Here is a 26986-nt window from a genome sequence, read left to right on the forward strand (position 1 = left end):
GCGGCACCAACGAGAACACCAACGGCCTGCTGCGACAGTACTTTCCCAAGGGAACTGACCTGGGCAGGCACAGCCGAAACGATCTGGACGCAGTCGCCGCCGCGCTCAACAGTCGCCCCCGCAAGACGCTCGGCTGGCGTACTCCCGCTGAGGCGTTCAACGAGCATCTAGGCTCGATGACAGGCAGTGTTGCAACGACTCCTTGAACCCGAGCAGTACACCTCGATCCGCTACTCCGTCCGGCTGGAGGACCTCGGTGTGGTCCGGTCCATCGGCACGGTCGGGGACTCGTTCGACAACGCGATGGCCGAGGCGCTAAACGGCACATTCAAGGCCGAGCTCATCCATCTCCGCAGGTGGGAGAGCCGGGCCGAGCTGGAGGTGGAGATCGCCGGTTGGGTCGGCTGGTACAACAACGAGCGGATTCACAGCGCGATCGAGGACAAATCCCCTGCGGAGTACGAGGCCGCATACTACGCTTCTGTCATCACACCAGCACCCTGCGTCGCAGGTTAGCCAGGTCTCCACGAAACCCGGGGCACCTCAAAACCCGGGGCACCTCAGACCGACTCCAGCCACCTGGCCAGTCCCGAACAGATCACCTCCCGCATCGCATGGTCCGAACGCGAACACGCCTACACCAGTGCCAACCGCCTTGCCTTCACGACGGCACTGCACTGACACCGAGCGTGCTTCTGATCGCATGGGCTGTGAACGATAGTTGGCGGAATGAGAGTTTTGGCGTTTAAGTGATCTTGCTGGTGGGGGGCGGAGGTGAACCGTGGCCCCCGCCCTTGGCGGGGCCACGGTGGCGCGATCGTGGTTAAGCCTTGATTGGTGCGGCCGCCCTGGCGGCCAGTTCGATCTTCGCGCAGTAGGCTGCACGAGCTTCCTCGTCGATCTGCTTCTCGTATTCGGGGCGCACCCCGGTCCGGCCGTCGAGGCCCTCGCGCAGGATATCGGCGTGCCCGGCATGCCGGTTGGACTCGCCGAGGACATGGACCATGACGGCGAACAGGTTCGTGTTGGGATAAGGCTCCGGCCACCACGGCACGTGGCCGGGGGCGTCGAGGGGAAGCTCGTTGATCGTCGCGTCCGAGTGTTCCCACGTGCGCCGATAGAACCCGATGATCTGATCGCGGGTCTCGTCCGCGGTCGCCCACAGATCGCTGCCGTTGGAGTCCTGCCACCGGGGCAGGGATTCCGGGGATGGGCGGTCGAAGACCTCGCCGAAGTACCTGGCCTCGACGCTGGCCACGTGTTTGACCAGGCCGAGGAGGTTGGTCCCGGTCGCTGTCAGAGGTCGGCGGGCGTCGTATTCGGATAATCCGTCGAGTTTCCAGAGCAGCGCCTTGCGGTCCCGCCGCAGTCTCCCGTGCAGATTGTCTTTCGCGAAATCGTCGATCATGGGTCACGATTCTGTCAGGCTGCGCCGGTGGGCTCAGGTTGCGAGCTGCCTGGCGTCGGCTCCGCCAACTATCGCTCACAGCCACATCGCAGACACGCGTCGAAGCACCGAGTGGCCGTCTCAAGCGCGAACTGGCCATCTGAAGCGCTCAGTCACAGCATCCCTGCAGCGAGTACGTTCACAGTTGATCTTCGGCTCCGTACTGTCAACTTCGATGACGCAAACGCTGGCACTTCGATATCCGTCGAACTGACAGTGCCCAGGTCCGGGGCGGGTCTCACTGTCATCTTCGCTGCTTCCAGACAATGGCCGACCTTGCCGGGCGCGGACCTCGCGGAGGCGTGCCGGACCGCTCGGGACGCAGGCTGCGCCGGGCTGGAACTGCGCGCCCACCCCGACACCGGCGTGCATGTGGGCATGGAGGAGGCGGAGCGTGCGCAGGCCCGGCGGCTGCACGCGGTCGCCGACCGGGCACGGGTGGCGGGCGTGCGGCTGCTGGTCGAGACCCATGACTCCCACCCGACCGGCCGGGACGTGCGGCGCCTGCTGGACGCGGCCGGCGTACCCGACGTGACCGGCGCGATCTGGGACGCGTTGCACCCGTGGCGGCACGGCGAGAGCCCGGTGGACACGCTCGCGGAAATACGGCGGCTGCTGGTGCGGGAGGGGTACCGGGGCTGGGTGTCCCTGGAGTGGGAGCGCACCTGGTATCCCCGGGTGGCTTCCGTCGGATCGGTGCTGCCCGGCGCTCTCGCCTGGGTACGGGGCTGACGGTTCGTTCACGGTCGCGCGCCTCCGGCACATGACACGCACGGCTGGCATGCGCCTCGGGAACGCCGGGAGACGCACGACGGGAGCACCGCCACGGCATCTCTGTTCGCCGGGGATGAGGAGGGGGTGCAGCGGCGGGGGTTTCGCCGACGAGCTGGAGCGCCGCGGTGGGTTTCATCCGAGAGCGCACCGGAAGCGGCCGACCTCGGCGAGTCCCTCGCCCGGCGCTGTGGTCGCAGGACGCGCCACCGCGTGCGCGTACAGGCGGCCATGGCCAGCTGTCGCTGCTGGAAGAGACCCTCCGGACTTGGCTCCACGGTGCCGGGCCGGTCGGATCGGGGGAAGCACCCACGGGCGTGGCGGCCGCCGCCCGCCGAGGATGCTGCTCCCCGCGCTGTGCGGGACACCCAAGGCGGGCACTCAGCTTCGGTCTCGACGCCAAAGCCTGCCGTCCCCCGGGGTGACACCCTGTGAACGACGGCCAAGGACGAGGTAAGGAGTAGCCAGTGCGGGTCTACATCTCCATCGACATGGAGGGCGTGGGCGGCATCGCCACCATGGACCAGATCGTCCGCGGCGGCCACGGGTATCCGCGATCGCAGCGGCTGATGACCGGCGAGGCCAACGCCGCCATCGAGGGCGCGTTCGAGGCCGGAGCCGACAGCGTGCTGATCAACGACAGCCACGGCACCATGGACAACCTGCTGCACGACGAACTCGACCCGCGGGCCCGGTTGATCTTCGGCAGTCCCAAGCTGGACTGCATGGCCGAGGGCATCTCGGCCGAGCACGACGTGGCCATGTTCCTTGGCTACCACGCCGCCGCCGGCTCGCCCGGCGTGCTCGCCCACACCTCTCCTCGCACTTCTACGAGGTACGACTGAACGGCCGGCCGGTGTCGGAGGCCGAGGTCAACGCGTTGCAGGCCGCGGCGGTCGGTGTCCCGGTCGGGTTGCTCACCGGCGACGACGTCATCTGCGACGTCGCGGAGAAGGCCTTCCCCGGCGTGCGTACGGTCGCCGTCAAGATCGCGCACGGGCACACCGCCGCGGACAGCCTCTCCCCGGCCGAGGCCAGGCGGCTCATCCGGGAGGCGGCGGCGGAGACCGTACGGGGGGCCGGGGAGCTGGCGCCGCTCCAGCTGCCCGAGACCCTGGAGCTGGAGATCGACATGCCGAGCACGCCCGCGGCCGAGATGGGGGCGCAGATCCCGGGCGTGCGCAGGATCGCCGACAAGACGCTCGCCGCTACCTTCGCCACGCCCCGCGAGGTTCTGGGCTGCGTCACGCTCTGCTACCACTTCGCCGCCGAGGCCATGATCAGCCGGATGGCCCTGTTCAGCCGCCGCTAGCGCCGTGACCGGCGGTGGCCGCCATCGTCCGCCCCGGATCGATGGACAACGTCGCCACCACCTTTCAGCGGTATATAGCGAGGAACCCCGGGCGTTCACGCCCGGGAGGAATCGCTTCCCTCGCCTCGCCCGGACGCTAGTCCGGGCGTTTCTGGTTCTCGATGTACTTGATGATCGACAGTGGGCCGTCGCCGCAGGACGCCGCGAAGGGCGACGGTGACCAGAAATGGCCGCCTTCGGTACTTGGTGGGGAAGACCGAATGCGCGTGGAGGCTGTAGGCCTGTAGATCACACTGCGACGTCTGCGGATATCCGGTTTCGGTTTCCATCACGGCGACATGAACCAGCCGATAATGTGTTCGATGTGAAGCTGGTGGTGCAGGTGAGGCTGCGGCCGACGCCCGAGCAGGCGGCGGCGTTGGAGGCGACACTGCGCGCCTGCAACGACGCCGCGAACTTCGCCTCGGTGGCGGCGTTCACGACCGGGGACCGGCGTGAGTACGCGTTGCGCAAGCACACCTATCGCGAGGTGAAAGCGCGCGGGTTGGGGGCGCAGGCCGCCCAGCATGTGATCAAGAAGGTCGCCGACGCCTACACCACACTGAAGGCCAACATCCGGGCCGGGAACCTGGGATCGGAAGGCTCCCGGCGCCGTACGCGGGCCGAGGGCAAACCGATCGTCTTCCGCGCCGGTGCCGCGCAGCCGTTCGATGACCGGTGCCTGTCCTGGGATCACACCGCCCACACGGTGTCGATCTGGACCACGGCCGGCAGGGTGAAGAATGTCGCGTTCGCCGGGTCGGCCGACCAGCTCAAGACGCTCGCCTTGTACCGGAAGGGCGAATCCGACCTGGTCTGCCGGGACGGCATGTGGTTTCTGTACGCGACCTGTGAGATCCCTGATGTTCCGGTCACCGAACCCGACGGGTTCATAGGGGTGGATCTGGGCATCGCCAACATCGCCACCACCAGCGACGGCGCCCGCCACTGCGGTAAGGGACTGAACGCGGTGCGCCACCGCAATCGGGAGCTGCGCCGCCGGTTGCAGGTTAAGGCCACCAGGTCCGCCAAACGGCTGCTGAAGAAGCGCCGCCGCAAGGAGGCGCGGTTCGCCGCCGACACCAATCACCGCATCGCCAAACGCATCGTGACCGAGGCAGAACGCACCGGACGCGGCATCGCCCTGGAAGACCTGGGCGGCATCCGTGACCGGGTACGGCTCCGCAAGCCCCAGCGGGTCACGCTGCACTCGTGGAGTTTCCACCAGTTGGGGAGCTTCATCGTCTACAAGGCGGCCCGGCACGGGGTCGCCGTGATCCATGTGGATCCGGCCTACACCTCCCAGACCTGCTCGGCCTGCGGGCATGTGGACAAGGCCAACCGGCCGGGCCAGGCAACCTTCTCGTGTACGTCGTGCGGCTTCGCTGAGCACGCCGACGTCAACGCGGCCCGCAACATCGCCTCGCGCGGTGTCGTGGGTTGGGCAGTGAGTCACGCTGCCGACGACGCGGCCTGACCTGTACCCGCCAGGTACGGCGAGGAGCTGCGAGCTTGGCCCTTCAGGGCCGAGAAGCTGACTGTGGCGACGTTGTCGAGGTCGCACCGCCGCCTGCCTCAGACGGATGCGGTCTCCCAGACGAACCCGTCCGGGTCGGTGAAGGGCCCGGCACCGCCGCCGATCACGATCCGGTGCGATCCGGCGCCCTCCTGGGAGACACCGGTGTCCTTGGCGAGGGCGCGGCGCGGGTAGAGCGCCAGCGTGACGGCCGACGACGGAGTGTCGAACTCGACATACTTGCCGCCGAAGCTCTTCGCCACGGCCAGGCCGCGGTCGACATAGAACCGCTTGCTCGCCTTGACGTCCGCCACGCCCAACAGGAGCGCGACCTGGTCGATGTGCCGGGCGGCAGGGCCGGTGTCCTTCTTGTTCGAGGTCGCGATCTTGCAGATCGTCCCGTCCGGGGCGCGTACGACGCCGCCGTAGCCCCAGAACCCCTTCGTGGCCGGCTTCAGCGTCGTGGCGCCGGCGTCGAGGGCGGCGCTGATGAGGGCGTCGACGTTGCCCGGCTGGGACGCCACGAGTGACAGCGCGAACCCACGGAAGCCGGTCGTCGGCGCATCCGAGGCGCGTACGTTCACGTAAGACCCCAAACCGAACGCTTCGTAGAAGGCGGCCGCGGCCGCGGGGTCGGGAACTTCCAGGGTGACGGATTCGAAGGAGGTCATGGCAGGTCCTTTTCGCGAGGTGGGTTCGTCGTGGGTCACATCGACCCGCCGTGTGGACATTCACAGCTTTGCTTTCGCCCCGTCCGCTCCACATCCGTGGCGACCACGGAGCCGCCCACGGATCGACAGCACGGATCGACAGCACGGATCGCGGGCGGTGGTCACCACGGATGGGGCCGTGGAGCGGATGCGGCAAACTGGGGCAGTGGCGGCAGAAGTGGCGGGCAGGCACCGCAGGCGCTGGAGCGGATGGCGCCTGAGCCCGGCCCGGTGTGGCAACGGGCCACCTGGATCTGGCACCACTGGTATGTCGCGCTGCGCGCCGAGGCCGCCGTGCTCGCCGGGAGCCCCGGCGCTCGCGACCGTCTGGCTGAGGCCCGGCGGCGCGGCCGCGCTCGCCGACCTCGGCCTCGCCCCGATGGCCCCCGCCCCAACACCGATGATGACCGCAGAGCGATCGTGATGGAGGAAGTGTGGGAACGGAGCAGGACCCGCCCGGAGCGTCCGGACCGGCCGGCCTCGGCGACGCCCGCGCCCGGCGCCGTGGAGTCGGGACCCGCGGGCGGGTGGTCCTGGTCGTGATCGGTGTCGTGGCCGTCGCGTCGGGGGCCGTGGCCGTCGCCCGCGCCGGCCACCGGGCCGACGTTCCCGGGCAGAGCGCGGGGTCGGTGACGCCCGGTACGGCGGAGCGGTCGGCCGGCGCCGCCGATGAGCAGGTCCGGGACGGGCGGGTCCGGGACGCGCGGACGGTGTGGCCGGAGGCGGTCGCGTCGCTCCCGAAGACGTCCGCGGACGGACTCGGCTATCGGCCGGTCACCGCGCTCGGACCCACCGAGATCCTCCTCACCGCGGGGCCGTCGTTCGAGGAGCCGAAGCGGTTAGACGTCTACGACATGAAGACGGGCCGGATCCGGACCCTCACCACGTTGGTCCCGGGAGGTGACGGATACGTCCACGGCGCCGTGGAGGTGGGCGAGGACTACATCGCGTGGTACGGCAGGAGGCCGCGAAACCCGCGGAGCTGGGCGGACTTCTGGGTGGCCCCCCGCCAGGGCGGGGATCCGATCCGGGTCGGCGAGGTGACCGGCGATCTCGCGGGGATCGACCGCTTCGGGGTGGGCGGGGACCACGTCGTCTGGTCGCCCGAGGGCGGCGGCGTCTACCGCATGCCGATCGGCGGCGGCGAGGCCGAGAAGATCCCGGGAATAGACGGGTTGTGGCTGGCGTCGTGGCCGTGGGCCCGCAACGTTCCGGCGGAGAGCGACATCGAGACGGGGCTGCTGGACGCCAACCAGAACGTGCTGGCCGACCTGCGCAGCGGCGTGCGGCAGAACATCATCCCGCCGCCGGGCGCCACCGGCCTGCGCTGCTCCAGGGAGTGGTGCGTCGGCCGTCAGGGCGGGGGAGCCGTCGCCATGCGCGTCGACGGTTCGGACCTGCGGCGCGTGCCGTGGACCATGACCGAGCCGGAGGTCTACGGTGGCCGCTTCGTCGAGGTGTACCGGGACACGACGAGCATGATCTATGACCTCGCCACGGGGAAGGCGGGCGGCATCACGGCGCCCAGCCCGGACGGCAGGTCGGGCTCGTACGGGCAGGGCGCCTCGTCGTCGCCCACCCAGGTCTTCTTCTGGGACGCGAAGCCCGGTGACGACTACGACGTCCTCAACCTGGCCGCGATCCCGGAGCGGGAGTAGGCGTCGTCCGTCCGGCTCTCGCGCCGGGGACGAACATCGTCCGCGCCTGGTCCCGGTACGCCTCGACGGCGTCGCGGGTGTCCTCGGCGATGAGGTCGGCGTTGATCGCGGCGCCGGCCGTCAGGCCCGCGGCGGCGGACGCGATCACCTGAGTCTGTACGTCGGCCACGTTGCCCGCCACCCACACGCCGGGGGCGGCGGTGGCCCCGGTCGGGTCGGCGGGGACCCGGGTGCCGATGACGTGGCCGCCGATCTCCACCTCGACCGTTTCCAGCCCGAGCGACTCCAGCACGTCGGCGCGGGCGGACAGCCGCGACGCGACCACCACCGCGTCGAGCGCGACCACCTCGCCCGAGGCCAGCCGTACGCCGGTGAGCGTGTCGCCGGCCGTCTCCACCCCCGCGACCGGGCCGTCCATGACGACGATCCCGCGCGCCGCCAGCCGCTCGGCCCGCTCCGCGTCCGGCGGCGGGGTGTGGTGCAGCAGGACCAGCACGTCCGGGCTCCACTGCCGCCACAGCTCCGCCTGGTGCCAGGCCAGCGGCCCGGTCGCCAGGACGCCGACGCGCCGGTCGCGGACCTCCCATCCGTGGCAGTACGGGCAGTGCAACACGTCACGACCCCAGCGCTCGGCCAGCCCCGGCACGTCCGGCAGCTCGTCCACGAGGCCGGTGGTCACCAGGAGCCGCCGCGCCCGCACGTGGCGCGCGTCGTCCAGCGTCACCAGGAAGCCGTCGCCGTCCTTCGCGGCGGCCGCGGCCCGCCCGCTGACGATCTGCCCGCCGTACCGGGTCACCTCGTCCCGCCCGGCCGCCGCCAGCTCGGCGGGCGGCGTGCCCTCCCGGCCCAGGTAGTTGTGCACGTGGCCGGCGGGCGCGTTGCGCGGCCGTCCCTCGTCGACCACCAGCACCGATCGCCGCGCCCGGGCCAGCGTCAGGGCGCCGCTGAGCCCGGCTGCGCCGCCGCCCACCACGACCACGTCGTACGTCTCGTCCACCGTGGGACTCCTCTCGCTCGTGGGCGCAACGGTGCTCTCCCGCCTGCTGGGGCGACAAGTTATCTTGCCGATATGGCAAACAACGACGACGCCGCGGTCCTGGCCGCCGTAGGCCCGCGGCTGCGCGCGCTGCGCAAGGAGCGCGGGATCACCCTGACCCAGCTCGCGGAGGCCACCGAGATCTCGGCCAGCACCCTGTCCCGGCTCGAGTCCGGCGAGCGCAGACCCAACCTGGAGCTGCTGCTGCCGCTCGCGCGCGCCTACCAGGTGCCGCTCGACGAGCTCGTCGGCGCGCCGCAGGTCGGTGACCCGCGGGTGCGGTTGAAGCCGATCAAGCAGTGGGACTCGACGATCATGCCGCTGACCCAGCACGCCGGCGGGCCGCAGGCGTTCAAGATGATCATCGACGCCACCCGCAGCACGCCCGACCCGCGTACGCACGAGGGCTACGAGTGGCTGTACGTGCTGAGCGGGAAGCTGCGGCTGGTGCTCGCCGATCACGACATCGTGCTCAAAACGGGGGAGGCCGCGGAGTTCGACACCCGGCTGCCGCACTGGTTCGGCAGCACAGGGGAGGCGCCGGTGGAGGTCCTCAGCCTGTTCGGGCCGCAGGGCGAACGCATGCACGTCCGCGCGAAACCGCGCGGCGTGTCGTCCGGCGACACCGGCCCGGACTGAGGCCCGGCCCCAGCGGACGGCTCCTGCTCGCCAGACGCCGCTGACCAGGCTCTCCCGGTACGGCTACCGCACTGACCCGGGGTCTCCGGAAGCGGCGCTCGTACCGGCTCAGAGTAGGCCCCCGCGAGGCCGGAGAAACAGAACCGTCGTGGTTTTCGATGCTGAGAGTCGTAAAGCCTCACGGCTCTTGGGGATGTGATCCGTGATCGCCAACATTCCTCCTCACATGCATGCCGAACCACCCAGGAGATATCAATGGGGACAGGAAATTCGCGGCACAAGCTGGCGGCACTGGCCGCCTGCGCGCTGAGCGGATCCCTGCTGGCCGGTACGGCCCTCGCCGCCGGACCAGCCGCGTCGGCGGCGTCGGCCTCCGCCGCGTCGCAAGAGACCACACTGCGGGTGAAGATGTCGGGCTCGGGCGTCGACACGCTGAACCCGTTCCTCGCCTTCTTCGACGGCGCCTACGACGTCTTCGCCGCGATCTACCCGACGCTGAACTCGCTGGACGAGACCGGCAAGCCGGGCCCGTACCTGGCGGATTCGTGGACGCAGTCGGACGACAAGCTCACCTGGACGTTCAAGATCCGGGACGGCTTGAAGTGGAGCGACGGCACGCCGCTCACGGCTGAGGACGCCGCCTGGACGCTGAACCTGATCACGACCGACGCGGTCGCGGGCACAGCCAACGGTTCGCTGGTCAGCAACTTCGAATCGGTCACCGCGCCCGACGCGACGACCCTGGTCATCAAGACCAAGGAGCCGCAGGCCAACGTCACCTACGTGAGCGTCCCGCGCAGCGGCATCCCGATCGTGCCGAAGCACATCTGGGAGTCGCAGGCCGAGCACCTCAAGGACTACAAGAACGACACCTTCCCGGTCGTCGGCTACGGCCCGTGGACGCTCACGGACTACAAGCCCGAGCAGTACGCGAAGTTCGACGCCAACAAGGACTTCATCCTCGGCAAGCCCGGCTTCGACCACATGGTCCAGCAGAGCTTCAAGTCGGTGGACGCCGCGGTCGCCGCGCTGCGCAGCGGCCAGCTCGACTACATCAACGGCGTCAACCCGACCCAGTTCAAGGCGCTCCAGGCGGACAAGAGCCTGCTGACCATCCAGGAGGTCGGCAACGGCTGGACCGGCCTGGAGATCAATTACAACGCCCGCACCCGCACCGGCAAGAAGATCGGCACCGGCCACCCGGCGCTGGGCGACCCGGTGCTGCGCCACGCGATCGCGCTCGCCACCGACAGGCAGACGCTGGTCAACAAGGTGCGCGACGGCCTGGCCGTGGTCGGCGCCGGCTACCTGCCCCCGGCCTGGCCGCAGTGGGTCTGGAAGCCGGCCCCCGGCGAGGAGACGCCGTTCGACCTCGACCAGGCGAACAAGATCCTCGACGACGCCGGCTACACCAAGGGCGGCGACGGCGTCCGCGTCGACCCCAAGAGCGGCAAGCCGCTGGAGCTGCGCCTCGGCATCCACTCCGACGACACGGACGACGCGGGCATCTCCAACTACCTCAAGGGCTGGCTGGAGACGATCGGTGTCAAGCTCAAGATCCAGACCCTGAGCATGAGCGCGCTCAACAGCGACCTGGCCAAGGGCGACTGGGACCTGCTGATGGACGGCTGGACCACGGGTCCCGACCCGACCTTCCTGCTCGGCATCCAGACCTGCGCCGCGCTTCCCAAGGACGACGGCACCGCGGGCAACACCGACTCGTTCTTCTGCGACAAGGACTACGACGAGCTGTTCAAGAAGCAGCTCACCACGTTCGATTTGGACGAGCGGGCCAAGACCGTCGGTGAGATGCAGAGCATCCTCTACAAGGCCGACGTCAACCAGATGCACTTCAACGCCAACCACCTCGATGTGGTCCGTACCGACACCGTGACCGGGGTGATCATCGGACAGCCGGACGCGCAGGGCATGTACCCGGCGCAGAGCTACGCGTTCTGGGGCTACCTCAAGGCCACGCCGGCCACCGCCAAGGTGACCGCGGCCAAGGAGGAGAGCGGCGGCAGCGCGCTGTGGATCGGCGGCGCCGTCCTGCTCGTCGTCCTCGTCGGCGGCGGGATCGCGCTCAAGCGCCGCTCAGGCGCGGACGACCGTGAGTAGTCTCACCGCCGCGGGCCTCGCCAAGGCCAAGGGGCAGGGGGTCAAGCGATCCGACCTCCTGCCCTACCTCGGCTCCAAGTTGGCCGCGGCCCTGGTCAGCTTCATGGTCACGCTGGTCATCGGCTTCGTCCTCTTCAGCCTGATGCCGGCCGACCCGGTCCGCACCCTGACCAGGGGCCGCCCCACGAGCGAGGCGCAGCTCGTCCAGATACGCCTCCAGCTCGGCCTGGACGACCCGATCTGGCAGCGGTTCCTCACCTTCGTCGGCAACACGCTCAAGGGTGAACTCGGCTACTCCTGGCAGTTCCAGCAGTCCGTCTCGTCACTGGTGCTCGACCGGCTCGGGCCGACCCTGCTCCTCACGGGCACGGCCACGGTCCTGTCGATCGCGCTGGGCCTGTGGCTGGGCATCCGCAGCGGCTGGCGGCACGGCAGCCTGTTCGACCGGATCGCCTCCGGCACCTCTCTCATGCTGTGGTCGGTGCCGACGTTCTGGCTCGGCATGATCCTGCTGGTCGCCTTCAGCGTGGGCATCGGCCCGATCCCGAGCCTGCTGCCCGCGGGCGGCATGAGCGACCCCTCGCTGCCGCAGGAGGGCTGGGCCCACGTCGTCGACGTGGCCAAGCACCTGGTGCTGCCCTCCCTGACCATGGTGCTGGTGGTCTTCGCCCAGTACGTCACGGTGATGCGCACCTCGATCATCGACGAGATGGGCAGCCCGTACCTGCTGACCGCCAGGGCCAAGGGCCTCACCGACGACGCCGTACGGCGCCGCCACGCGGTGCCGAACGCGCTGCTGCCCTCGGTCACGATGATCTTCATGCACCTCGGCATCCTGGTCAGCGGCGCGATCACGGTCGAGTCCGTCTACTCCTGGCCCGGACTCGGCTACCTGACCTACGAGGCGCTCAGGATCCCCGACCTGCCCCTGCTTCAGGGCACCTTCATCGTCTTCAGCGCGAGTGTGATCATCATGAACCTCCTGGCGGACGTGGTCTACCGCTTCCTCGACCCGAGAGTGCGGGCCCAATGAGACGCGTTCACCAGGGCTTTCACCAGGGCCCTCACCAGGACACTCATCAGGACACTCATCAGGACACTCATCAGGACACTCAGCGAGGTCTTCACCGGGGTGGTGGCCGATGAGCGCCGCCACGAACGCCCCGGCCGCGCTCGACGTCCCGCGCCACCACGCGTTCAGCCGGTTCTGCCGCGCCTTCGCCAAGCGCCCGGCCGGCCTGGCCGGGCTCGGCCTGCTCGTCGCGTTCGGCGTGCTCGCCCTGGTCGCGCCGCTGTTCATCGGCGACGACCAGCTCAACGTCATCAAGGTGGACGGCCCGCAGCTGTCGCCGCCCGTCGACGGCTACCCGCTCGGCACCGACCAGGCGGGCCGCTCGGTCCTGCTGCTGGTCATCTGGGGTTCGCGCGAGTCGCTCAGCATCGGCCTCATCGCGACCGCGCTCACCGTGGTCCTCGGCAGCGCGGTCGGCCTGCTGGCCGGGCACTACCAGGGCTGGATCGGCAAGATCCTCATGCACGTGACCGACTGGTTCATCGCCCTGCCGAGCCTGCCGCTGGCCATCTCGCTCTCGGCCGTGCTCGGCCAGGGCGCGGCGTCGATCACGATCGCCATCGCGGTCACCTCGTGGACCGCGACCGCCCGTCTCGTCCGCGCCCAGACGCTCGCCGTCGAGGCGAGGCCGTTCATCGAACGGGCGAAGGTGCTGGGCGCGGGCAACACGCAGATCATGATCAGGCACGTGCTGCCCAACGTCATGCCGCTGATCCTCGTCTCCAGCACGCTCACCGTCGCCTCGGCGATCCTGTCGGAGGCCACGCTGACCTTCCTCGGCCTCGGCGACCCGACCAGCGTGACCTGGGGATCGATGCTCCAGGCGGCGTTCCTGGGTGGCGCGGTGACGGCGGGCGCGTGGTGGTACCTCATGCCGCCGGGCATCGCGATCCTCATCGTCGTGCTCGGCTTCACGCTCGTCGGCCGCGCCGTCGAGCACGTGCTCAACCCGAGGATGGTGGGCCGATGACGGCGACGGATCGGAGTCAGGCGACGGAGGAGCGGGCCGGAGTCCCCATGCTCGACGTCCGCGACCTGCGGGTGAGCTACCGAGGCGGCGAGCGGGCCATGCCCGCCGTACGCGGGGTGAGCTTCACCCTCGACCGGGGCCAGACCCTCGGGATCGCGGGGGAGTCGGGATCGGGCAAGTCGACGATGGCGCTCAGCCTGCTGCGGCTGCTGCCGTCCTCCGCCGAGGTGAGCGGGCAGGTTCTGTTCGAGGGCGAGGACCTGCTGACCGCCAAGTGGGCGCGGCTGCGCGCGGTGCGCTGGTCGGCCGCCTCCGTGGTGTTCCAGGGTGCGATGAGCGCGCTCAACCCCGTGCGCACGATCGGCGAGCAGATCTGCGAGCCCATCCTGCTGCACGACAAGATCGGTCAGAAGGCGGCGCGTGCGCGGGCCGCCGAGCTGCTCGACAGTGTCGGCGTGCCGTCGCGGCGGCTCGGCTCCTACCCGCACGAGTTCTCCGGCGGCCAGCGCCAGCGCATCATGATCGCGATGGCGCTGGCCTGCCGGCCCGATCTGATCATCGCCGACGAGCCGACCACCGCGCTCGACGTCATGGTCCAGGCGCAGGTGCTGAACCTGCTCGGCGAGCTGGTACGCGAGTCGGGCATCGGCGTCATCATGATCAGCCACGACCTGTCGGTGCTGTCGCACATGTGCGAGCGGCTGGCCGTCATGTACGCGGGGCAGATCGCCGAGATCGGCCCGTCCAAGCAGCTCATCTCCGAGCCCCGGCACCCGTACACGCGGGCGCTCGGCCGGGCCTTCCCGACGATCGGCGACCCGGCCTCGCGGCTCGCGCCCGCCGGGCTGCCCGGCGATCCGCCCACGCCGTCCGAGCTGGCCAAGCTGGACGAGAGCAGGGGCTGCGCCTTCGAGCCGCGCTGCCCCGAGGCCGTGGACGCCTGCCGTACCGAGACCGTGGAGCTGTGGCCGAGCGGCCCCGGGCGCGAGGCCGCGTGCCTGCGCGTGCTGGAAGGGAGCGGCGCGTGAAGCCCGTGCTGGAAGTTCGCGACCTGATGGTCACCTACCCGGCGCGGCGAGGGGCCCCGCCCGCGCGCGCCGTCGACGGAGTGAACCTGCAGGTACGGCAGGGCGAGATCGTCGCGCTCGTCGGCGAGTCGGGATGCGGCAAGTCCACGCTGGCCAGGGCCCTGGTCGGGCTGGTGAAGCCCACCAGCGGACAGGTGCTGAGCGACGGCGAGCCCCTCGGCTACTCCGCCGCCGCGCTGAAGGCCTACCGCCGCCACACCCAGCTCGTGCTGCAGGACCCGGGCGGCGCGCTCAACCCCAGGCAGAACGTCTTCGACGCCGTCGCGGAAGGGCCCCGGCTGCACGGCCTGACCGATCAGCTCGGCGAGCGCGTGCACACCGCGCTGGCCAAGGCGGGGCTGCGGCCGCCCGAGCAGTTCGCGGGCCGGTTCCCGCACGAGATGTCCGGCGGGCAGCAGCAGCGCGTCGTCATCGCGGGCGCGCTCGCGCTCGAACCGTCGGTCATCGTCGCCGACGAGCCGGTGGCCTCGCTCGACGCCTCCGTCAGGGGCGAGATCCTCAAGCTGATCCTGGAGCTGCGCGACTCGCTCGGCCTGTCCGCGCTGGTCGTCAGCCACGACCTCGGCCTAGCCTGGAACATTGCGGACCGCGTCGCCGTCATGTATCTCGGCAGGATTGTCGAGACCGGGACGGTCGAGGAGGTCCTGCTGCGCCCCAAGCACCCGTACACGCGGGCCCTGCTGTCGGTGCTGCCGGACTCCGGCGAACCGCCCGTGCTGCTCACCGGCGAGCCGCCGGACCCGACCTCCGTCCCCGGCGGCTGCCGCTTCCACCCCCGATGCCCGCTCAGGGCGGCCGAGAAGGACGCGCGATGCGACGGTGAGGACCTGCCGGTCCTGACCGGCGACCCGTCGGCGTCCAGCCTCGCCGCCTGCCACCTCGTCCAGTGAAGGAGACTCTCTCTGTGACCGACTTCCTCCACCCGCCCGCCCTGCGACCCGGCGCCCGCGTCGCCGTCATCGCCGCCAGCAGCCCGCCCAACCAGGCCAACCTCGACCGCGGCCTGGCCGCCATGGAGGAGGTCGGCCTCAAGCCCGAGGTGTTCGCCTCCTCGCGGGTCGGCGGCACCGAGTACGACTACCTGGCGGGCGACGACGTCCTGCGGGCGAGCGACCTGACCAAGGCCCTCGGCGACCCGGCCTTCGACGCGGTCTTCTGCGCCGGCGGCGGGTACGGCATGCAGCGCACCCTGGAGCTGGTCGACTGGTCGAAGATCGACGCGACCAAGCCGAAGGTCGTGGTGGGCTACTCCGACGTGACCGCGCTGCTGGAGGCGATCGCGGTCAAGCTCGGCTGGGTGTCGCTGTTCGGGCCCATGGTCGCCTGCGACGGCTTCTACCAGGGGCCGGGGGAGTACGACTTCGACGAGCTGATGAAGCTGCTCTTCCACCCGGAGACGGTGACCGAGCTGGTCTTCCCCGACGCGAGGACCGTCGTGCCCGGCATCGCGGAGGGCCACACGCTGGGCGGAACCGCCACGCTGCTGGCCGCCTCGCTCGGCACCGACACCTCGCTGCCCGCCCGAGGGGCGATCCTCTTCCTCGAGGACGTGGACGAGGAACTGTTCCGGATGGACCGCTACATCACCCAGCTCCGCCGGGCCACGTACAGCGACGGCGTCGCGGGGATCCTGCTCGGCACGTTCACCAACTGCGGCGAGCCGCGCGACGTGGAGCGCATGCTGGTGGAGCGGCTGAGCGATCTCGGGGTGCCGGTCCTCGCCGGGGCCGACATCGGGCACGGGATCTCGATGCAGACCTACCCCATCGGCGTCAAGGCCCAGCTCGACACCGAAGCCGGGAAGCTGCGCTTCCTGGAGCCGATCCTCACCTCCTGAGGGCCCTGATCGCCCCCGGTCACGGACCGTGGGCGATCGCGGCGCCGGTCCGCGGCACGGCACGTCGGGTGCCGCGACGCGGACCGGTGGCCCGCTGTCCCGGCGGTTCGGCGCGACCTCAGGCGAGGGCGACCAGATCCCGGTACTCCTCGCTCCACAGGTCCTCGTCGGCGTCCGGGAGCAGCAGGACGCGCTCCGGGCGCAGCGCCTCGATCGCGCCCACGTCGTGGGTGACCATGACGATCGCCCCCGGGTAGGTGCCGACCGCCGCGAGGATCTCGCCCCGGGACGCGGGGTCGAGGTTGTTGGTGGGCTCGTCCAGCAGCAGCACGTTCGCGCCGGAGTGGACCAGGCCCGCCAGGGCGAGACGGGTCTTCTCGCCGCCGGACAGGACCCCGGCCCGCTTGTCGGCGTCGTCGCCGGTGAACAGGAACGCGCCGAGCACCCGGCGCACCTCGCCGTCGGTCAGGTGCGGAGCCGCCGCGGCGAGGTTCTCCCGTACGGTCAGCGCCGGATCGAGGGTGTCGTGCTCCTGGGCGAAGTAGCCGAGGCGCAGGCCGTGGCCGTGCACCACGCGCCCCCCGTCGGGCTTCTCGTGCCCGGCGAGGATGCGCAGCAGGGTGGTCTTGCCCGCGCCGTTCAGGCCGAGGATCACCAAGCGGCCGCCCCGGTCCACGACCAGGTCGACGCCGGTGAGGACCCGATGATTGCCGTACGCCTTGGTCAGGCTGATCGCGCCGAGGGGCGTCTTCCCGCAGGGGGCGGGCTCGGGCAGCCGGATGCGGGCCACCTTCTCCGCGTGCCGGACCGGTTCCAGGTCGGCCAGCATGCGGTCGGCGCGGCGGGCCATGTTCTTCGCCGCCACGGCCGTCGCCACGTTCGAGCGCATCTTGTCCGCCTGGGCGTGCAGGGCGGCGGCCTTGCGCTCGGCGTTCGCCCGCTCCCGGGTATGGCGGCGCTCGTCGGCGTCACGCTGGGCGAGGTGGGCGGCCCATCCGGTGTTGTGCACGTCTACCGTGGCGCGGTGCGGATCGAGGTGGAAGACCCGGTTGACGACGCCCGCCACCAGGTCGATGTCGTGGCTGATTACCACCAGTCCGCCCCGGTGGTCGAGCAGGAACCCGCGCAGCCAGGCGACCGAGTCGGCGTCCAGGTGGTTGGTCGGCTCATCGAGCAGCAGCGTGCCGTGGTCGGCGAACAGGATCCGGGCCAGCTCCACCCGGCGCCGCTGACCGCCGGAGAGCGCGCCCACCGGCTGGTCGGTCACCCGCGCGGGCAGCCCGAGGCCGGCGGCGACGCGGGCCGCCTCCGCCTCTGCCGCGTACCCGCCGCGGGCCTGGAACTCGGCCTCCGCGCGGGCGTAGGCGTTCATCGCCCACTCCTGCGCCGCCGGGCTCGTCGCGTCGGCCATCGCCGTCTCGGCGGCCCGCAGGGCGCGGACGGCCCGGTCCAGGCCCCGGGCGGACAGGATCCGGTCGGTGACCGTGGCCGTGGGATCGGCCGCGCGGGAGTCCTGCGGCAGGTAGCCCACCGCGCCGGTACGGACGACGGTCCCGGCGGCGGGCTGCGCCTGCCCGGCCAGGATGTTCATGAGGGTGGTCTTGCCCGCGCCGTTGCGGCCGACCAGGCCGATCCGGTCGCCGGGGGCGATGTGGAAGGAGATCTCGGACAGCAGCAGACGGGCGCCGACGCGCACGTCGAGGTCGCGAACGGTGATCATGGGATAACGCTCCGGAAAAGCAAAAGGACACACGGGTGGCGTGGAAGCGGGTCCTTGAGCTAGGAAATCCGGGGCGTAGACATAACGGACAGGCTAACGGGCTCCACCCGGTGACCGCATCCGAAATAAGCGGTGCCGCCCGGCACCACCGCGCATACCGCGGTGGTGGTAGGGCGGAACACTCCCGGGGGCGGATGCGCCTATGATGCGCCGGGTGGGACCCTCGAGACATGGACACCGCGATACCCGTCATTGCCTTGTCTCCGGTGTCTCCGGCGCGGACCTGACGCGGCCCCCGAACCCCGGCCGCCCTCCCGGCGGTCTTCCCGCCCCCGGCAAGCTGTACGGCGTGGCCTTCGTGGGCGGTCAGCGGCGCACCCACCGGTGATCACCAGTCGAAACTCCGCCCATGACCTGGGCGGGTTCCATCAACTCTCATAAAGGAACACGATGAAGAAGCTCTACTATGCGGCCCTCGTCTACATGGCGCTCGGGTTGGCCGGCGGGCTGTACTACCGCGATCTGACCAAGGCGAACGATTTCACCGGTCAGACGCAGCTCGGGGTCGTCCACACCCACCTGCTGGTGCTGGGCATGTTCTTCTTCCTCATCATGATCCTGTTCGAGCGGGCGTTCGCCCTGTCGAAGAGCAGGTTGTTCGGCTGGTTCTTCTGGATCTACAACGCCGGGCTCGTGATGACGGTGACGATCATGACGGTGCACGGCACCCTGACCGTCCTGGGCAAGACCTCCGGTGCCGCGCTCGCGGGCATCGCCGGGCTGGGACACATCCTGCTCACCGTCGCCCTGATTCTCTTCTTCGTCTGCCTGCGCGGCCGCCTCTTCCCCAAGTCCGCCGAGGACGCGGCGGACCGGCCGGCCGTGGCGGACGGCTCGGCGGTGGCGTAGGCCGGAGCGGCGCCGGTACCCCGGCCGGGTCTCCCCGACCCGGCCGCACGGTCGCCCCGGTCCACCTGGTCACCTGGTCCACCCGGTCAGCCGGTCACCGCGGTCGGCCGGTCAGTGCCACCACGGGTCGGGCCCGGTCGAGTTGTTGATCAGGTATGAGCGGCGGCGGAGGAACCGGCTCAGGGAAGCGGGCCCCATCCTCGAACCGCCGAGCCCGGAGGAGTTGAAGGAGTTCTTCTCGCCCTCGTGGACGAACGCGGTCAGCCCCGAGTCGTTGACGCTGACCGCTCCGACGAGGAGGCGGTCCGCGACCGACAGCGCGCTCGCGGAATCGGAGGCGAACACCGCCGCCGACAGCCCGTAGGAGGAGTCGTTCGCCAGCTCCACCGCGTGATCGGCGTCGCGGACGCGCATGACCGGAACGATGGGACCGAACGTCTCCTCGGTCATCACGAGCATGCCGTGATCGACGTCGGTCAGGACCGTCGGCAGGCACCACCGGCCGCCGCCGAGACGTTCCATCCGCCCTCCGCACCGGACGGTGGCCCCCTTCTCCAGGGCGTCGGTGAGATGACGCTCGATCACCGCCGCCTGCGCGGGATCGATCAGCGGGCCGATCTGGCCGTCACCCGGCCCCGGATACGCCAGCGTGAGCCGCCCGGCCTTGCGGACGAGCAGGTCCAGGAACTCCTCGTAGGCGGCCTCCTCAACGTAGACCCGCTCGATCGACAGGCATGACTGACCCGCGTTGGCCGTCGCCCCCCACAGGACGGACGAGCTGGCCCGGTCGAGGTCGGCGCCCGCCAGGACGATCGCGGGATCCTTGCCGCCCAGCTCCAGGAAGGCCGGTATGAACGCCTCGGCGGCAGCGGCGGCGACGATCCGCCCGGTCGGGACGCTGCCGGTGAAGGCGACGGCGTCCACGAGGCGCACGATGCTCGCGCCGGTGGCTCCGTCGCCTTCGACCATCGTGATGACGTCGGCGAGGTCGGGCACCTGGGCGGCGGTCTTCATCAGCGGAGCGATGAAACGGGGCGTCACCTCGCTCGGCTTGGCCAGTACCGCGCAGCCCGCGGCCAGGGCGGGGATCGCGTCGATCAACCCGAGAAGGAGCGGGAAGTTCCACGGGCTGATCACGCCGACGAGGGGATAGGGAACACCGGCGCCGCGGATCTCGATGCCGGGGATCGCCGCCTGGAGCGGAGGCGGCGGCGTCAGCAGCTCCGGGGCCTGACCGGCCCATCGTTCCAGCATGCCGAGGACGCTGCCGACTTCCAGCACGGATTCGGTGAGCCGTCCGGTGTCGGAGGTCAGCGCCGCCACGAGCTCGTCCTGAGCCCCGGCGATCTCCTCCCGCCAGGTTAGGAGAGCCGCCGCGCGCCGCTCGGCGGGGAGGGCCGCCCAGCGGGGCTGTGCGGCGCGGAGGCGGGCCGCCGCCTCGGCCAGTTCCGCCGGCGCGGGCGGGCACAGCTCGCGATGGATCTCGCCGGTGCGCGGATCCCGGACCTGGTACGTCCCGCCGGTCACGCGATCACGCCCGCGGTGCGCAACCGGGCGATCGTCGCCGCCTGGCGCTCTTTGAACCACGAGCGATCCGGCACCGTTCCATCGAGCTCGTTGGGCCGCTCTCCCTCGTGGCGGGCGTACTCGGCCGCCCACAGTGCGGGTTTGGCGCGGGAGAGCAGGTTGCCCATGCCGGGACGGCTCCGGAAGCGGCGCAACGCGCCGAGATCCAGCTCGGCACTGGCGACCAGACTCTCTCCCGGCCCGGCCTGCGCCAGCACGCGCCCCTCGAAGTCGATCAGTTCGGAGCCGCCGGAGGTGGAGTCGGCGGGGATCGGGATGCCGGTGAGGCCGCCGCTGTTGGCCGACACCACGTAGGAGAGGTTCTCGAGCGCACGCGCCCGGCGGGCGATCGCCTTCGGCGTGAGCATCGGGCTGGACGCTTCGGAGGTGGGGTGGCACAGCACCTCCGCCCCGCGCAGGGCCAGGGAGCGGGCCAGCTCGGGGTAGAGGATCTCCTCGGAGGCGACGGCGGCGAGGTTGCCGATCGGGGTGCGCGCGACCGGCAGCAGGGCGTCGGCCCCGTGAACGTCGAGGTAGCGGTCCCACACGTCGTACGGCGTGGGCGAGTACATCGAGTACAGCCGGCGGCACCGCAGCACGATGTCACCCGCCGGGTCGATGATGAACGAGGCCTGGAAGTACAGATCGGGGAAGTGCTCATCGGTTTCGTACGCGTTGCCCGCGAGGTAGACGTCCTGGTCGCGGGCGATGGCGGCGAGCGCTTCGTACTCCGGGCCGTCCGGAGCCAGCGCGGCTTTCTCCCGCCAGGCGGGGATCGACTCACCCAGCGGGAATCCGGTCAGCGCGTACTCGGGGAGCACGACCAGCCGGAGGTCCGGTCCGATCCACTGTTTGGAGCCCCTGACCTGGACGGCGATCCGGGACACGGCGGCCTTCATGGCCGCGCGGGCGTCGTCGACGGACATCCCGCTCACCGCATGGGTGGTGGTCTGGAGTGCGAGCGCGCGATACGAGAGGTTCACCACTGGCCTTCCAAAAATGAAACCGCGTTCCTCTCTACGGAAAGTAGCATTCCGGTGCGTATGGGGGGAAGCGCGAAGCCAGGACGACGGCCGGGCCCGATGAACGATCGGGCCCGACGAACCCCGGGCTCAGGGGCGCTCGCTGGTGAGCCTCCCGTCGACCATCGTGAGAACGGTGTCCACCAGGCCGAGTGTGGCCAGGTCATGGGTGACCATCACGGTCGCCAGGGAGTTCTCCTTGGTCAGCTTGGCGAGCAGGGAGACGACCTGCTCCCCGCGCCGGTGATCCAGCGCGCTGGTCGGCTCGTCCACGAGCAGCACCTCCGGCCGGTTCATCAGGGCGCGGGCGATGTTGACCCGCTGCCGCTCGCCGCCGGAGAGCTGGTGCGGCCGCTTGTGCTTCTTGTCCACCATGTCCACGGCGGCGAGCAGCTCTTGGGCGCGTACGGTCGCCTCGCGGACCGAGGACCCCGAGATGTGCGCCATGACCAGGAGCTGCTCCAGCGCGGTGAGCGAGGCGAGCAGGTTCGACTGCTGGAAGACGATCCCGATGTGGTCGCGGCGGACGCGGGTCCTGGCCGCCTGGCCGACCGAGGTCACGTCGTGCCCGGCCACCGACACCTTCCCCGAGGCCGGGGTGATGAGCGTGGCGGCGACGGCCAGCAGGCTGGACTTGCCCGAGCCCGACGGGCCGACGACGGCGGTGAACTCGCCGGCCGCCACGCTGAGGTCCACATGGTCGAGCGCGGTCAGGGTGCGGTCGCCGTCCGGGTAGGTGAGGACGACGTCGTCGAGCCGGAGGGTCATCGCGAGGCTCCAAGGGCGGTCAGCGGGTCGACAGAGGTGATCTTGCGGATGGCCAGCGCGGCGCCGGCGGCACCGAGCAGGATCATCACCGCGACGGGGACGGCCGTCGTGGCGGCGGACAGCACGAACGGCACCGTTCCCTTGGCCAGCGCGCCGGCGCCCGCGCCGAGCGCGCCGCCGATCCCCGCGCCCAGCAGCAGCACGATGACGGCCTGGGCGAGCGCGTCGCGCAGCAGGTAGCCCGTGCTCGCGCCGAGCGCCTTCAGCACGGCGACGTCGGCGCGGCGCTGGATCGTCCACACGGTGAAGAACGCGCCGATGACCAGCGCGGAGATCGCGAACAGGAATCCCCGCATGAGCTGGAGCGACCCGTTCTCCGAGGAGAAGGAGCCGATCGCGGCCGGGGCGTCCGAGAGCGGCACGGTGACGGTGCCCGCCCGCTGGTCGGCGGCGGCCAGGCCCGAGGCGTCGGTGGTGCGCAGGGCGAGCACGGTGGCGACCGTGTCCGCCTCGCTCTGGCGGCTGATCCACTGCCAGTCGCCGATGCTCATCCAGGCGACCGGGGTGTGGCTGTAGGAGGCGGTGGGACCGGTTCCCGCGACGATGAAGTCCCGGCCGAAAATCTGCACCTTGGCCCCTGCGGCCAGCCCGCTGTCCTTCGCCAGGGCCGAGGAGAGCACGATCTTTCCGGTGTCCACGGCGCCGCCCGCAGTGCCGCCCGACGTGCCGCCCGCAGTGCCGCCCGCAGTGCCGGCCAGCGCGCCGCCGGGCTCGACGCCGAACAGCGCGGCCGCCGTGCTTTGTCGGCCGTCCGGACCGGAGGTGAGCCGGCCCATGCTGACGCCGAGTCGCTCGGCGGAGACGCCCTTCACCTCCTTCCACGCCTGCCACGTCTGCTCGCTGATCCGGCTGTCGGAGAAGGAGGGCTTGCCGGGCTTGCCGTCCGGACCCTCGGCGACGGAGAAGACGATGCGGTCGCTCGGCAGTCCGGTCACCGCCGAGATGTTCTCCTGGGCGAGACCGGCGGTCAGGCCGGACAGCATGGTCACCAGCAGCGTGATGAGCAGGACGACGGCGCCCATGAGAGCGAAGCGTCCTTTCGCGAAACGTAGGTCCCTGAGCGCCACGAACACAGCGCGTTCCCCCGTCGGATGTCGGTTGATCTGTCGTCGTCCAGCATCCGGGTGCACCCCTTTCCCCGGCGTCGTACGGACGGTCGGGCCGCGACCTTCCTTTGATCCGGAGAGAAATCCATCTTTCGGACGATGCGGCATCAGCCGTGGAGAGAAGTGGCGAGCAGGGCGGCCCGTCCCGGTGCCGGCCGGGACGTACGGCGCGGGCCTCTCCCGTACACGCCTGTTCCATTCAGAGGAAACATGTTTCAAACTGAGGGAGAAATGGGCGGCCGGGTGATGTTCGGGGGATCTCCGCGAGACCCGTACAGGCGAACGGCGAAGGAGCAGGCGTGATCTATCTCGTCTATCGGATGCGGCTCACCGAGAGCGCGCGGCGGGACATGAAGGCGTTCTGGAAGTGGCTGGAACAGCGGGAGAGCTGGTTCTACCGCGACCTGCCGATGGTCAAAGAGGTGCGCTGGTACTACAGCGTCGTCGGCGACGTCTACGTTCTGGAGAACTGGGCGGCCTTCGAGGACGAGGCGGGCTGGGGGGCCTACCGCGCCGCGCTGGCCGATCTGAAGGCGGACGACTCATGGGAGACGGAGCGGGTGTCCCAGGAATCGTGGTGGGATTTCCTTGACACAAGGATCGTCACCGACACGCCCGTTCCCGTGGGGTTCTCGCGGGACTGAACGTGCCGGCGCCAGTTAGGGGCTGAGATTCCGATGGACACCATCAAGCCGTTGCACAGTCGTGCGGCGGAATCCTCCAGTCAGACGGTCGCGACCGTCCAACGTGCCGCGGACGTGCTCGTGCTCTTCGCCGCCCCGGGATCCGTCACGCTCGGCGTCACGGAGATCGCGGAGCGGCTCGGCATGTCCAAGGCAGCGGTTCATCGGATCCTGGCCTCGCTTCGCCTGCACGGGTTGATCGACCTGGACGAGAGCACCCGGCGATACTCGCTCGGGGTGACGGCCATGCGGCTCGGGCTGGCCTACCTCGACAGGATCGACGTGCGCAAGCTGGCGGCGCCCGAACTGCTGACCCTGTCCAGGTCGCTGTCCGAGACGGCGACGCTGTCGATTCGCACCGGAACGACGCGGGTCTATGTGGACCAGGTGACCCCGAGCCGGGAAGTGATCATGTCGGTCTCTCTCGGGGTCCCCTATCCACTGCATGCCGGCGCGTCTTCCAAGGCGTTTCTGGCCTTCCTCTCCGACGAGGAGATCGACACGTACCTGAGAACCGTTCCGCTGGCCCGGCTGACCGAACGCACCCTGGTCCACGCCGATGTGCTGCGCAAGGAGATAGCGGGCATTCGCGACCGCGGGTACGCGAAATCCAACGCCGAACGTCAGCCGGGTTCGGCTTCGGTCGCCGCGCCGGTTTTCGACCACCACGGCCGGCCGGCCGGCGTTGTCAGCGTGTGCGGGCCGCTGGAGCGGTTCAGGGACGAGGCGGAGCAGTGCGCCGAGGCGCTGCTCGAGTCGACGAACCGGATCTCGGCCCAGATGGGCCACCTCCAAGCCGGAACGAAGTGACGCCCGCGTCGGCCGCACGCGTCCTGCTGTGATGCGGCCGCCGCCCCCACGCCATCTCTCCAGCCATCTCTCCATGTCGTGACTCCACGCAGCCCCGCCCGAGCCCCCGCGCCGCCCCATGCGTGAAACGCTCGCCCGTCGCGTACGGCGAAGCCCGCGACGCTCCGACGCCGCGGGCCCGGCCGGGTGCCCACGAGGGCGCTCGCCCTACTCCATGCCGTCCTACATGCCGTCGGAGTCCCAGCGGCCGCGGGAGCGGCTGCGGACCGGAAGCGTGGAGATGATCGGGGCGGGAATGGGGTCGCCGGGCTTCCAGGGGCGGCCCTGGCCCCGGTTGTGCGCGCCGGCGTCGGTGCGCTCGTCCCGATGCTCCAGTGAACCGGGGTCGGCGCCCCAGCCCGCTCGTAAACCGTGCTCGTGCTCGTGCTCGTGGTGGTCGTGCTCGTGCTCGTGGTGGTCGTGCTCGTGCTCGTGACTGTGCTTGTGGTCATGGTCGTGGCCGTGCTCATGATCGTGCTCATGGTGGTGGCCGTGCTCACCGCCGTGGCCGCCCTGGAGACCGGCGGCGTCGAGGGCCTTGGCCATCGCGATCAGGCTCTTGTCGACGCCCTCGCCGCTCGGGACGTAGTCGGCGTCGTCCGCACCCTGCTCCCGTTGGTAGCGCACGGACGCGGCGAGATCGGCCAGGTCGCGCTCGCTGCGCCGGGCCGAGCCCTTCCCGAGGTCGTGCGACGACTGCGACCAGCGCATCCGGGTGCCGCCCGGGCCGTAGTTGACCGCCTCGCCGCCCCAGCGGATCCACTCGTTCTGGGTGTACCAGTTGAACAGCTCGCCGTCGGAGCGCAGCAGCATGGTCATGCCGCCCTCCATGGTGGTGAAGTGGCCGTGCTTCACCCGGGCCGGCCGGAAGAAGTAGCTGCCCTGGTCGAGGGTGCCGAAGTTGTACTCCATGTGCCCCTGCGTGGTGTACGCCTCCTCGTAGCAGGGGTGGTGGGCCAGGCGGTGGTCGGTCCAGCCCTCCTGGCAGTACACCAGCCGGGTGTAGAACCCGGTGACTGGATCGACGTGCAGATATTTGATGAAAAGTCCGGGCATCGGACCGGGGTTCGGTACCGCGTCCCACGTCATGGCCTCGGTGTCGATGACGGTGACGTCCTCCCGCGCGCCGGCCCAGCGCGGGGCGTTCACATCGTCCACGGGGTCGAATCCGGCGTCGCCGTACTCGCGGTAGTGCAGGATCCGCGTCCCCTCGGCGAACGTGATCGCGTCGGTGGGCACGCCCTTGGGCGCGTGGACGTACCCGCCCTTGCCGATCTCGCGGCCGCCGTACGTCATCGAGCCGTCGAGCACGTAGTACTCGGTGTCGGCGTGGTGGATCCCGGGGCCGCGACCCCAGCGGGTGTGGAAGTCGACGCGCAGCGACGAGGAGCCGTCCTCCTCGTCCACCGAAAGCCGGCGCTCACTGGCCCGTCCCTCGCCGCCGACGAGTTCGGCCGCATGCCAGACGTAGTCGTCGTCATGGATCAGTTCGACGTGCGGGCGCATTCAGGCATCCTTTCCGAGCTCGCGCTTGAGAGCCTTCCCGGCACTGTCGCGCGACGGTTTCAGCACGTAGGGCACGGTTTTGGGAATCTTGTAGCCGGTGAGGCAGGAGCGGAGGCGGGCCGGGCTCTCATGCCACGACGCGCGTCTCGTTGATCAGCGTGCGCTGGACGCAGGTGCCGCCGCTGATCCACTGCCAGACGCGGTTCCGGTTGTTCCCGTCCTCGCTCAGCACGATCAGCTCGAACAGCCGCAGGTCGGTGCCGCTTTCCTTGTAGATCCACGACAGATAGATCGTGCTGTCGTCGACGCCCCAGAACTCGCCCTTGAGCCGGTCGGTGTCGAAGGCGCAGCGGCCTCCGCCCAGGTACGTGCCCGGGAAGCGGTGCTCTTCGGTCCTGCCGTCGTCCCAGGTGTAGACGTTGACCTGGTTGTAGTCCCATCCCTCGGTTCCGTCGCCCAGGGTGCAGGTGAGCCGGGACCGGTGCGAGTCGATGATCTTCCCGGCCGGGTCGACGTGGATGTAGGTGCCTTCCCATTCGCCCTCGTGCCGAGCGAGCAGCGGCATTTCTTCCCTGATGCCCATG

At 70.2% G+C, this 26986-nt stretch carries 25 protein-coding genes and 1 pseudogene; 16 read left to right on the plus strand and 10 right to left on the minus strand.

Annotated elements, in window-relative coordinates; all coding sequences use genetic code 11:
- The coding region (locus tag QSK17_RS32930; protein WP_502889337.1) for a transposase at positions 1-206 on the plus strand (206 nt) is incomplete at its 5' end.
- On the plus strand, positions 187-516 hold the full coding sequence (locus QSK17_RS32935) for an integrase core domain-containing protein (protein WP_285709948.1): 330 nt from the start codon (positions 187-189) through the stop codon (positions 514-516). The genes QSK17_RS32930 and QSK17_RS32935, both read left to right, overlap by 20 nt.
- Positions 517-823: 307 nt before the next feature.
- On the opposite strand, the gene QSK17_RS32940 is transcribed toward QSK17_RS32935, so the two are convergent.
- A complete protein-coding gene (locus tag QSK17_RS32940; RefSeq protein WP_285709950.1) occupies positions 824-1408 on the minus strand; it encodes a DinB family protein in 585 nt (194 codons plus the stop codon).
- Positions 1409-1723: 315 nt separating this feature from the next.
- Here QSK17_RS32940 and QSK17_RS32945 point away from each other — a divergent pair, with 315 nt between their 5' ends.
- The 3 genes and pseudogenes from QSK17_RS32945 (at position 1724) to QSK17_RS32960 (ending at position 5046) form a co-directional block, all read left to right on the plus strand.
- A complete protein-coding gene (locus QSK17_RS32945; protein WP_285709952.1) occupies positions 1724-2179 on the plus strand; it encodes a sugar phosphate isomerase/epimerase family protein in 456 nt (151 codons plus the stop codon).
- A gap of 557 nt (positions 2180-2736) precedes the next feature.
- Positions 2737-3530, plus strand: a pseudogene (locus tag QSK17_RS32950) (M55 family metallopeptidase).
- A gap of 364 nt (positions 3531-3894) precedes the next feature.
- The gene (locus tag QSK17_RS32960) at positions 3895-5046 is read left to right on the plus strand and encodes an RNA-guided endonuclease InsQ/TnpB family protein (protein ID WP_285709954.1); all 1152 of its coding nucleotides are present in this window, start codon (positions 3895-3897) and stop codon (positions 5044-5046) included.
- 98 nt (positions 5047-5144) lie between these two features.
- Here the strand turns inward: QSK17_RS32960 and QSK17_RS32965 are convergent, their stop codons facing one another.
- Positions 5145-5756: a VOC family protein gene (locus QSK17_RS32965; RefSeq protein WP_285709957.1), complete on the minus strand. Its 612-nt coding sequence runs from the start codon at positions 5754-5756 to the stop codon at positions 5145-5147.
- Positions 5757-6229: 473 nt separating this feature from the next.
- Between QSK17_RS32965 and QSK17_RS32970 the strand changes: the two genes are divergently transcribed.
- Positions 6230-7453 (plus strand): hypothetical protein, encoded by a 1224-nt coding sequence (locus QSK17_RS32970; RefSeq protein ID WP_285709959.1) that lies wholly within the window; start codon positions 6230-6232, stop codon positions 7451-7453.
- Here QSK17_RS32970 and QSK17_RS32975 read toward each other — a convergent pair.
- Positions 7422-8450 (minus strand): NAD(P)/FAD-dependent oxidoreductase, encoded by a 1029-nt coding sequence (locus tag QSK17_RS32975; protein ID WP_285709961.1) that lies wholly within the window; start codon positions 8448-8450, stop codon positions 7422-7424. The two genes, QSK17_RS32970 and QSK17_RS32975, sit on opposite strands and share 32 nt — an antisense overlap.
- Positions 8451-8522: 72 nt before the next feature.
- Here QSK17_RS32975 and QSK17_RS32980 point away from each other — a divergent pair, with 72 nt between their 5' ends.
- The 7 genes from QSK17_RS32980 (at position 8523) to QSK17_RS33010 (ending at position 16213) form a co-directional block, all read left to right on the plus strand.
- A complete protein-coding gene (locus tag QSK17_RS32980) occupies positions 8523-9128 on the plus strand; it encodes a helix-turn-helix domain-containing protein (protein WP_285709962.1) in 606 nt (201 codons plus the stop codon).
- Positions 9129-9383: 255 nt separating this feature from the next.
- A complete protein-coding gene (locus QSK17_RS32985) occupies positions 9384-11246 on the plus strand; it encodes an ABC transporter substrate-binding protein (protein WP_285709964.1) in 1863 nt (620 codons plus the stop codon).
- Positions 11239-12279, plus strand: a complete 1041-nt coding sequence (locus QSK17_RS32990) for an ABC transporter permease (RefSeq protein WP_285709967.1) — start codon at positions 11239-11241, stop codon at positions 12277-12279. Before QSK17_RS32985 ends, QSK17_RS32990 begins: the two co-directional genes overlap by 8 nt.
- 109 nt (positions 12280-12388) lie before the next feature.
- On the plus strand, positions 12389-13288 hold the full coding sequence (locus QSK17_RS32995) for an ABC transporter permease (RefSeq protein ID WP_285709970.1): 900 nt from the start codon (positions 12389-12391) through the stop codon (positions 13286-13288).
- Positions 13285-14316: an ABC transporter ATP-binding protein gene (locus QSK17_RS33000; RefSeq protein ID WP_285709973.1), complete on the plus strand. Its 1032-nt coding sequence runs from the start codon at positions 13285-13287 to the stop codon at positions 14314-14316. The genes QSK17_RS32995 and QSK17_RS33000 overlap by 4 nt, the downstream gene beginning before the upstream one ends.
- Entirely contained in the window at positions 14313-15266 is a 954-nt protein-coding gene (locus QSK17_RS33005; RefSeq protein ID WP_502889338.1) for an ABC transporter ATP-binding protein, read from the plus strand. The genes QSK17_RS33000 and QSK17_RS33005 overlap by 4 nt, the downstream gene beginning before the upstream one ends.
- A gap of 14 nt (positions 15267-15280) precedes the next feature.
- A complete protein-coding gene (locus QSK17_RS33010; RefSeq protein ID WP_285709975.1) occupies positions 15281-16213 on the plus strand; it encodes a S66 peptidase family protein in 933 nt (310 codons plus the stop codon).
- A 118-nt stretch (positions 16214-16331) separates the two neighbouring features.
- On the opposite strand, the gene QSK17_RS33015 is transcribed toward QSK17_RS33010, so the two are convergent.
- Positions 16332-17933, minus strand: a complete 1602-nt coding sequence (locus QSK17_RS33015) for an ABC-F family ATP-binding cassette domain-containing protein (protein ID WP_285709977.1) — start codon at positions 17931-17933, stop codon at positions 16332-16334.
- Between the two features lie 450 nt (positions 17934-18383).
- Between QSK17_RS33015 and QSK17_RS33020 the strand changes: the two genes are divergently transcribed.
- The gene (locus QSK17_RS33020; RefSeq protein ID WP_285709980.1) at positions 18384-18842 is read left to right on the plus strand and encodes a DUF2871 domain-containing protein; all 459 of its coding nucleotides are present in this window, start codon (positions 18384-18386) and stop codon (positions 18840-18842) included.
- Positions 18843-18953: 111 nt separating this feature from the next.
- Here QSK17_RS33020 and QSK17_RS33025 read toward each other — a convergent pair whose 3' ends face one another.
- The 4 genes from QSK17_RS33025 to QSK17_RS33040 all read right to left on the minus strand — a co-directional run bounded on the left by QSK17_RS33025 (position 18954) and on the right by QSK17_RS33040 (position 23331).
- Entirely contained in the window at positions 18954-20369 is a 1416-nt protein-coding gene (locus tag QSK17_RS33025) for an aldehyde dehydrogenase family protein (RefSeq protein ID WP_285709983.1), read from the minus strand.
- Entirely contained in the window at positions 20366-21391 is a 1026-nt protein-coding gene (locus tag QSK17_RS33030; protein ID WP_285709985.1) for a nitrilase-related carbon-nitrogen hydrolase, read from the minus strand. Before QSK17_RS33030 ends, QSK17_RS33025 begins: the two co-directional genes overlap by 4 nt.
- A gap of 129 nt (positions 21392-21520) precedes the next feature.
- Entirely contained in the window at positions 21521-22198 is a 678-nt protein-coding gene (locus QSK17_RS33035) for an ABC transporter ATP-binding protein (RefSeq protein ID WP_285709987.1), read from the minus strand.
- The gene (locus QSK17_RS33040; protein ID WP_285709989.1) at positions 22195-23331 is read right to left on the minus strand and encodes an ABC transporter permease; all 1137 of its coding nucleotides are present in this window, start codon (positions 23329-23331) and stop codon (positions 22195-22197) included. The genes QSK17_RS33035 and QSK17_RS33040 overlap by 4 nt, the downstream gene beginning before the upstream one ends.
- 332 nt (positions 23332-23663) lie before the next feature.
- On the opposite strand from QSK17_RS33040, the gene QSK17_RS33045 reads away from it, so the two are divergent.
- Together QSK17_RS33045 and QSK17_RS33050 are read left to right on the plus strand one after the other, a co-directional pair.
- Complete coding sequence (locus QSK17_RS33045; protein WP_285709990.1) at positions 23664-24008, plus strand: hypothetical protein; 345 nt, start codon at positions 23664-23666, stop codon at positions 24006-24008.
- Positions 24009-24041: 33 nt separating this feature from the next.
- Entirely contained in the window at positions 24042-24857 is an 816-nt protein-coding gene (locus QSK17_RS33050; RefSeq protein WP_285709992.1) for an IclR family transcriptional regulator, read from the plus strand.
- 222 nt (positions 24858-25079) lie between these two features.
- Here the strand turns inward: QSK17_RS33050 and QSK17_RS33055 are convergent, their stop codons facing one another.
- Both QSK17_RS33055 and QSK17_RS33060 read right to left on the minus strand, forming a co-directional pair.
- Positions 25080-26402: a DUF4437 domain-containing protein gene (locus QSK17_RS33055; protein ID WP_285709994.1), complete on the minus strand. Its 1323-nt coding sequence runs from the start codon at positions 26400-26402 to the stop codon at positions 25080-25082.
- A gap of 127 nt (positions 26403-26529) precedes the next feature.
- Positions 26530-26985: a DUF3598 family protein gene (locus QSK17_RS33060; protein WP_285709997.1), complete on the minus strand. Its 456-nt coding sequence runs from the start codon at positions 26983-26985 to the stop codon at positions 26530-26532.
- Position 26986: the final 1 nt, after the last annotated feature.

Source organism: Microtetraspora sp. NBRC 16547, from assembly GCF_030268965.1.
In the GTDB taxonomy this organism is placed as follows: domain Bacteria; phylum Actinomycetota; class Actinomycetes; order Streptosporangiales; family Streptosporangiaceae; genus Microtetraspora.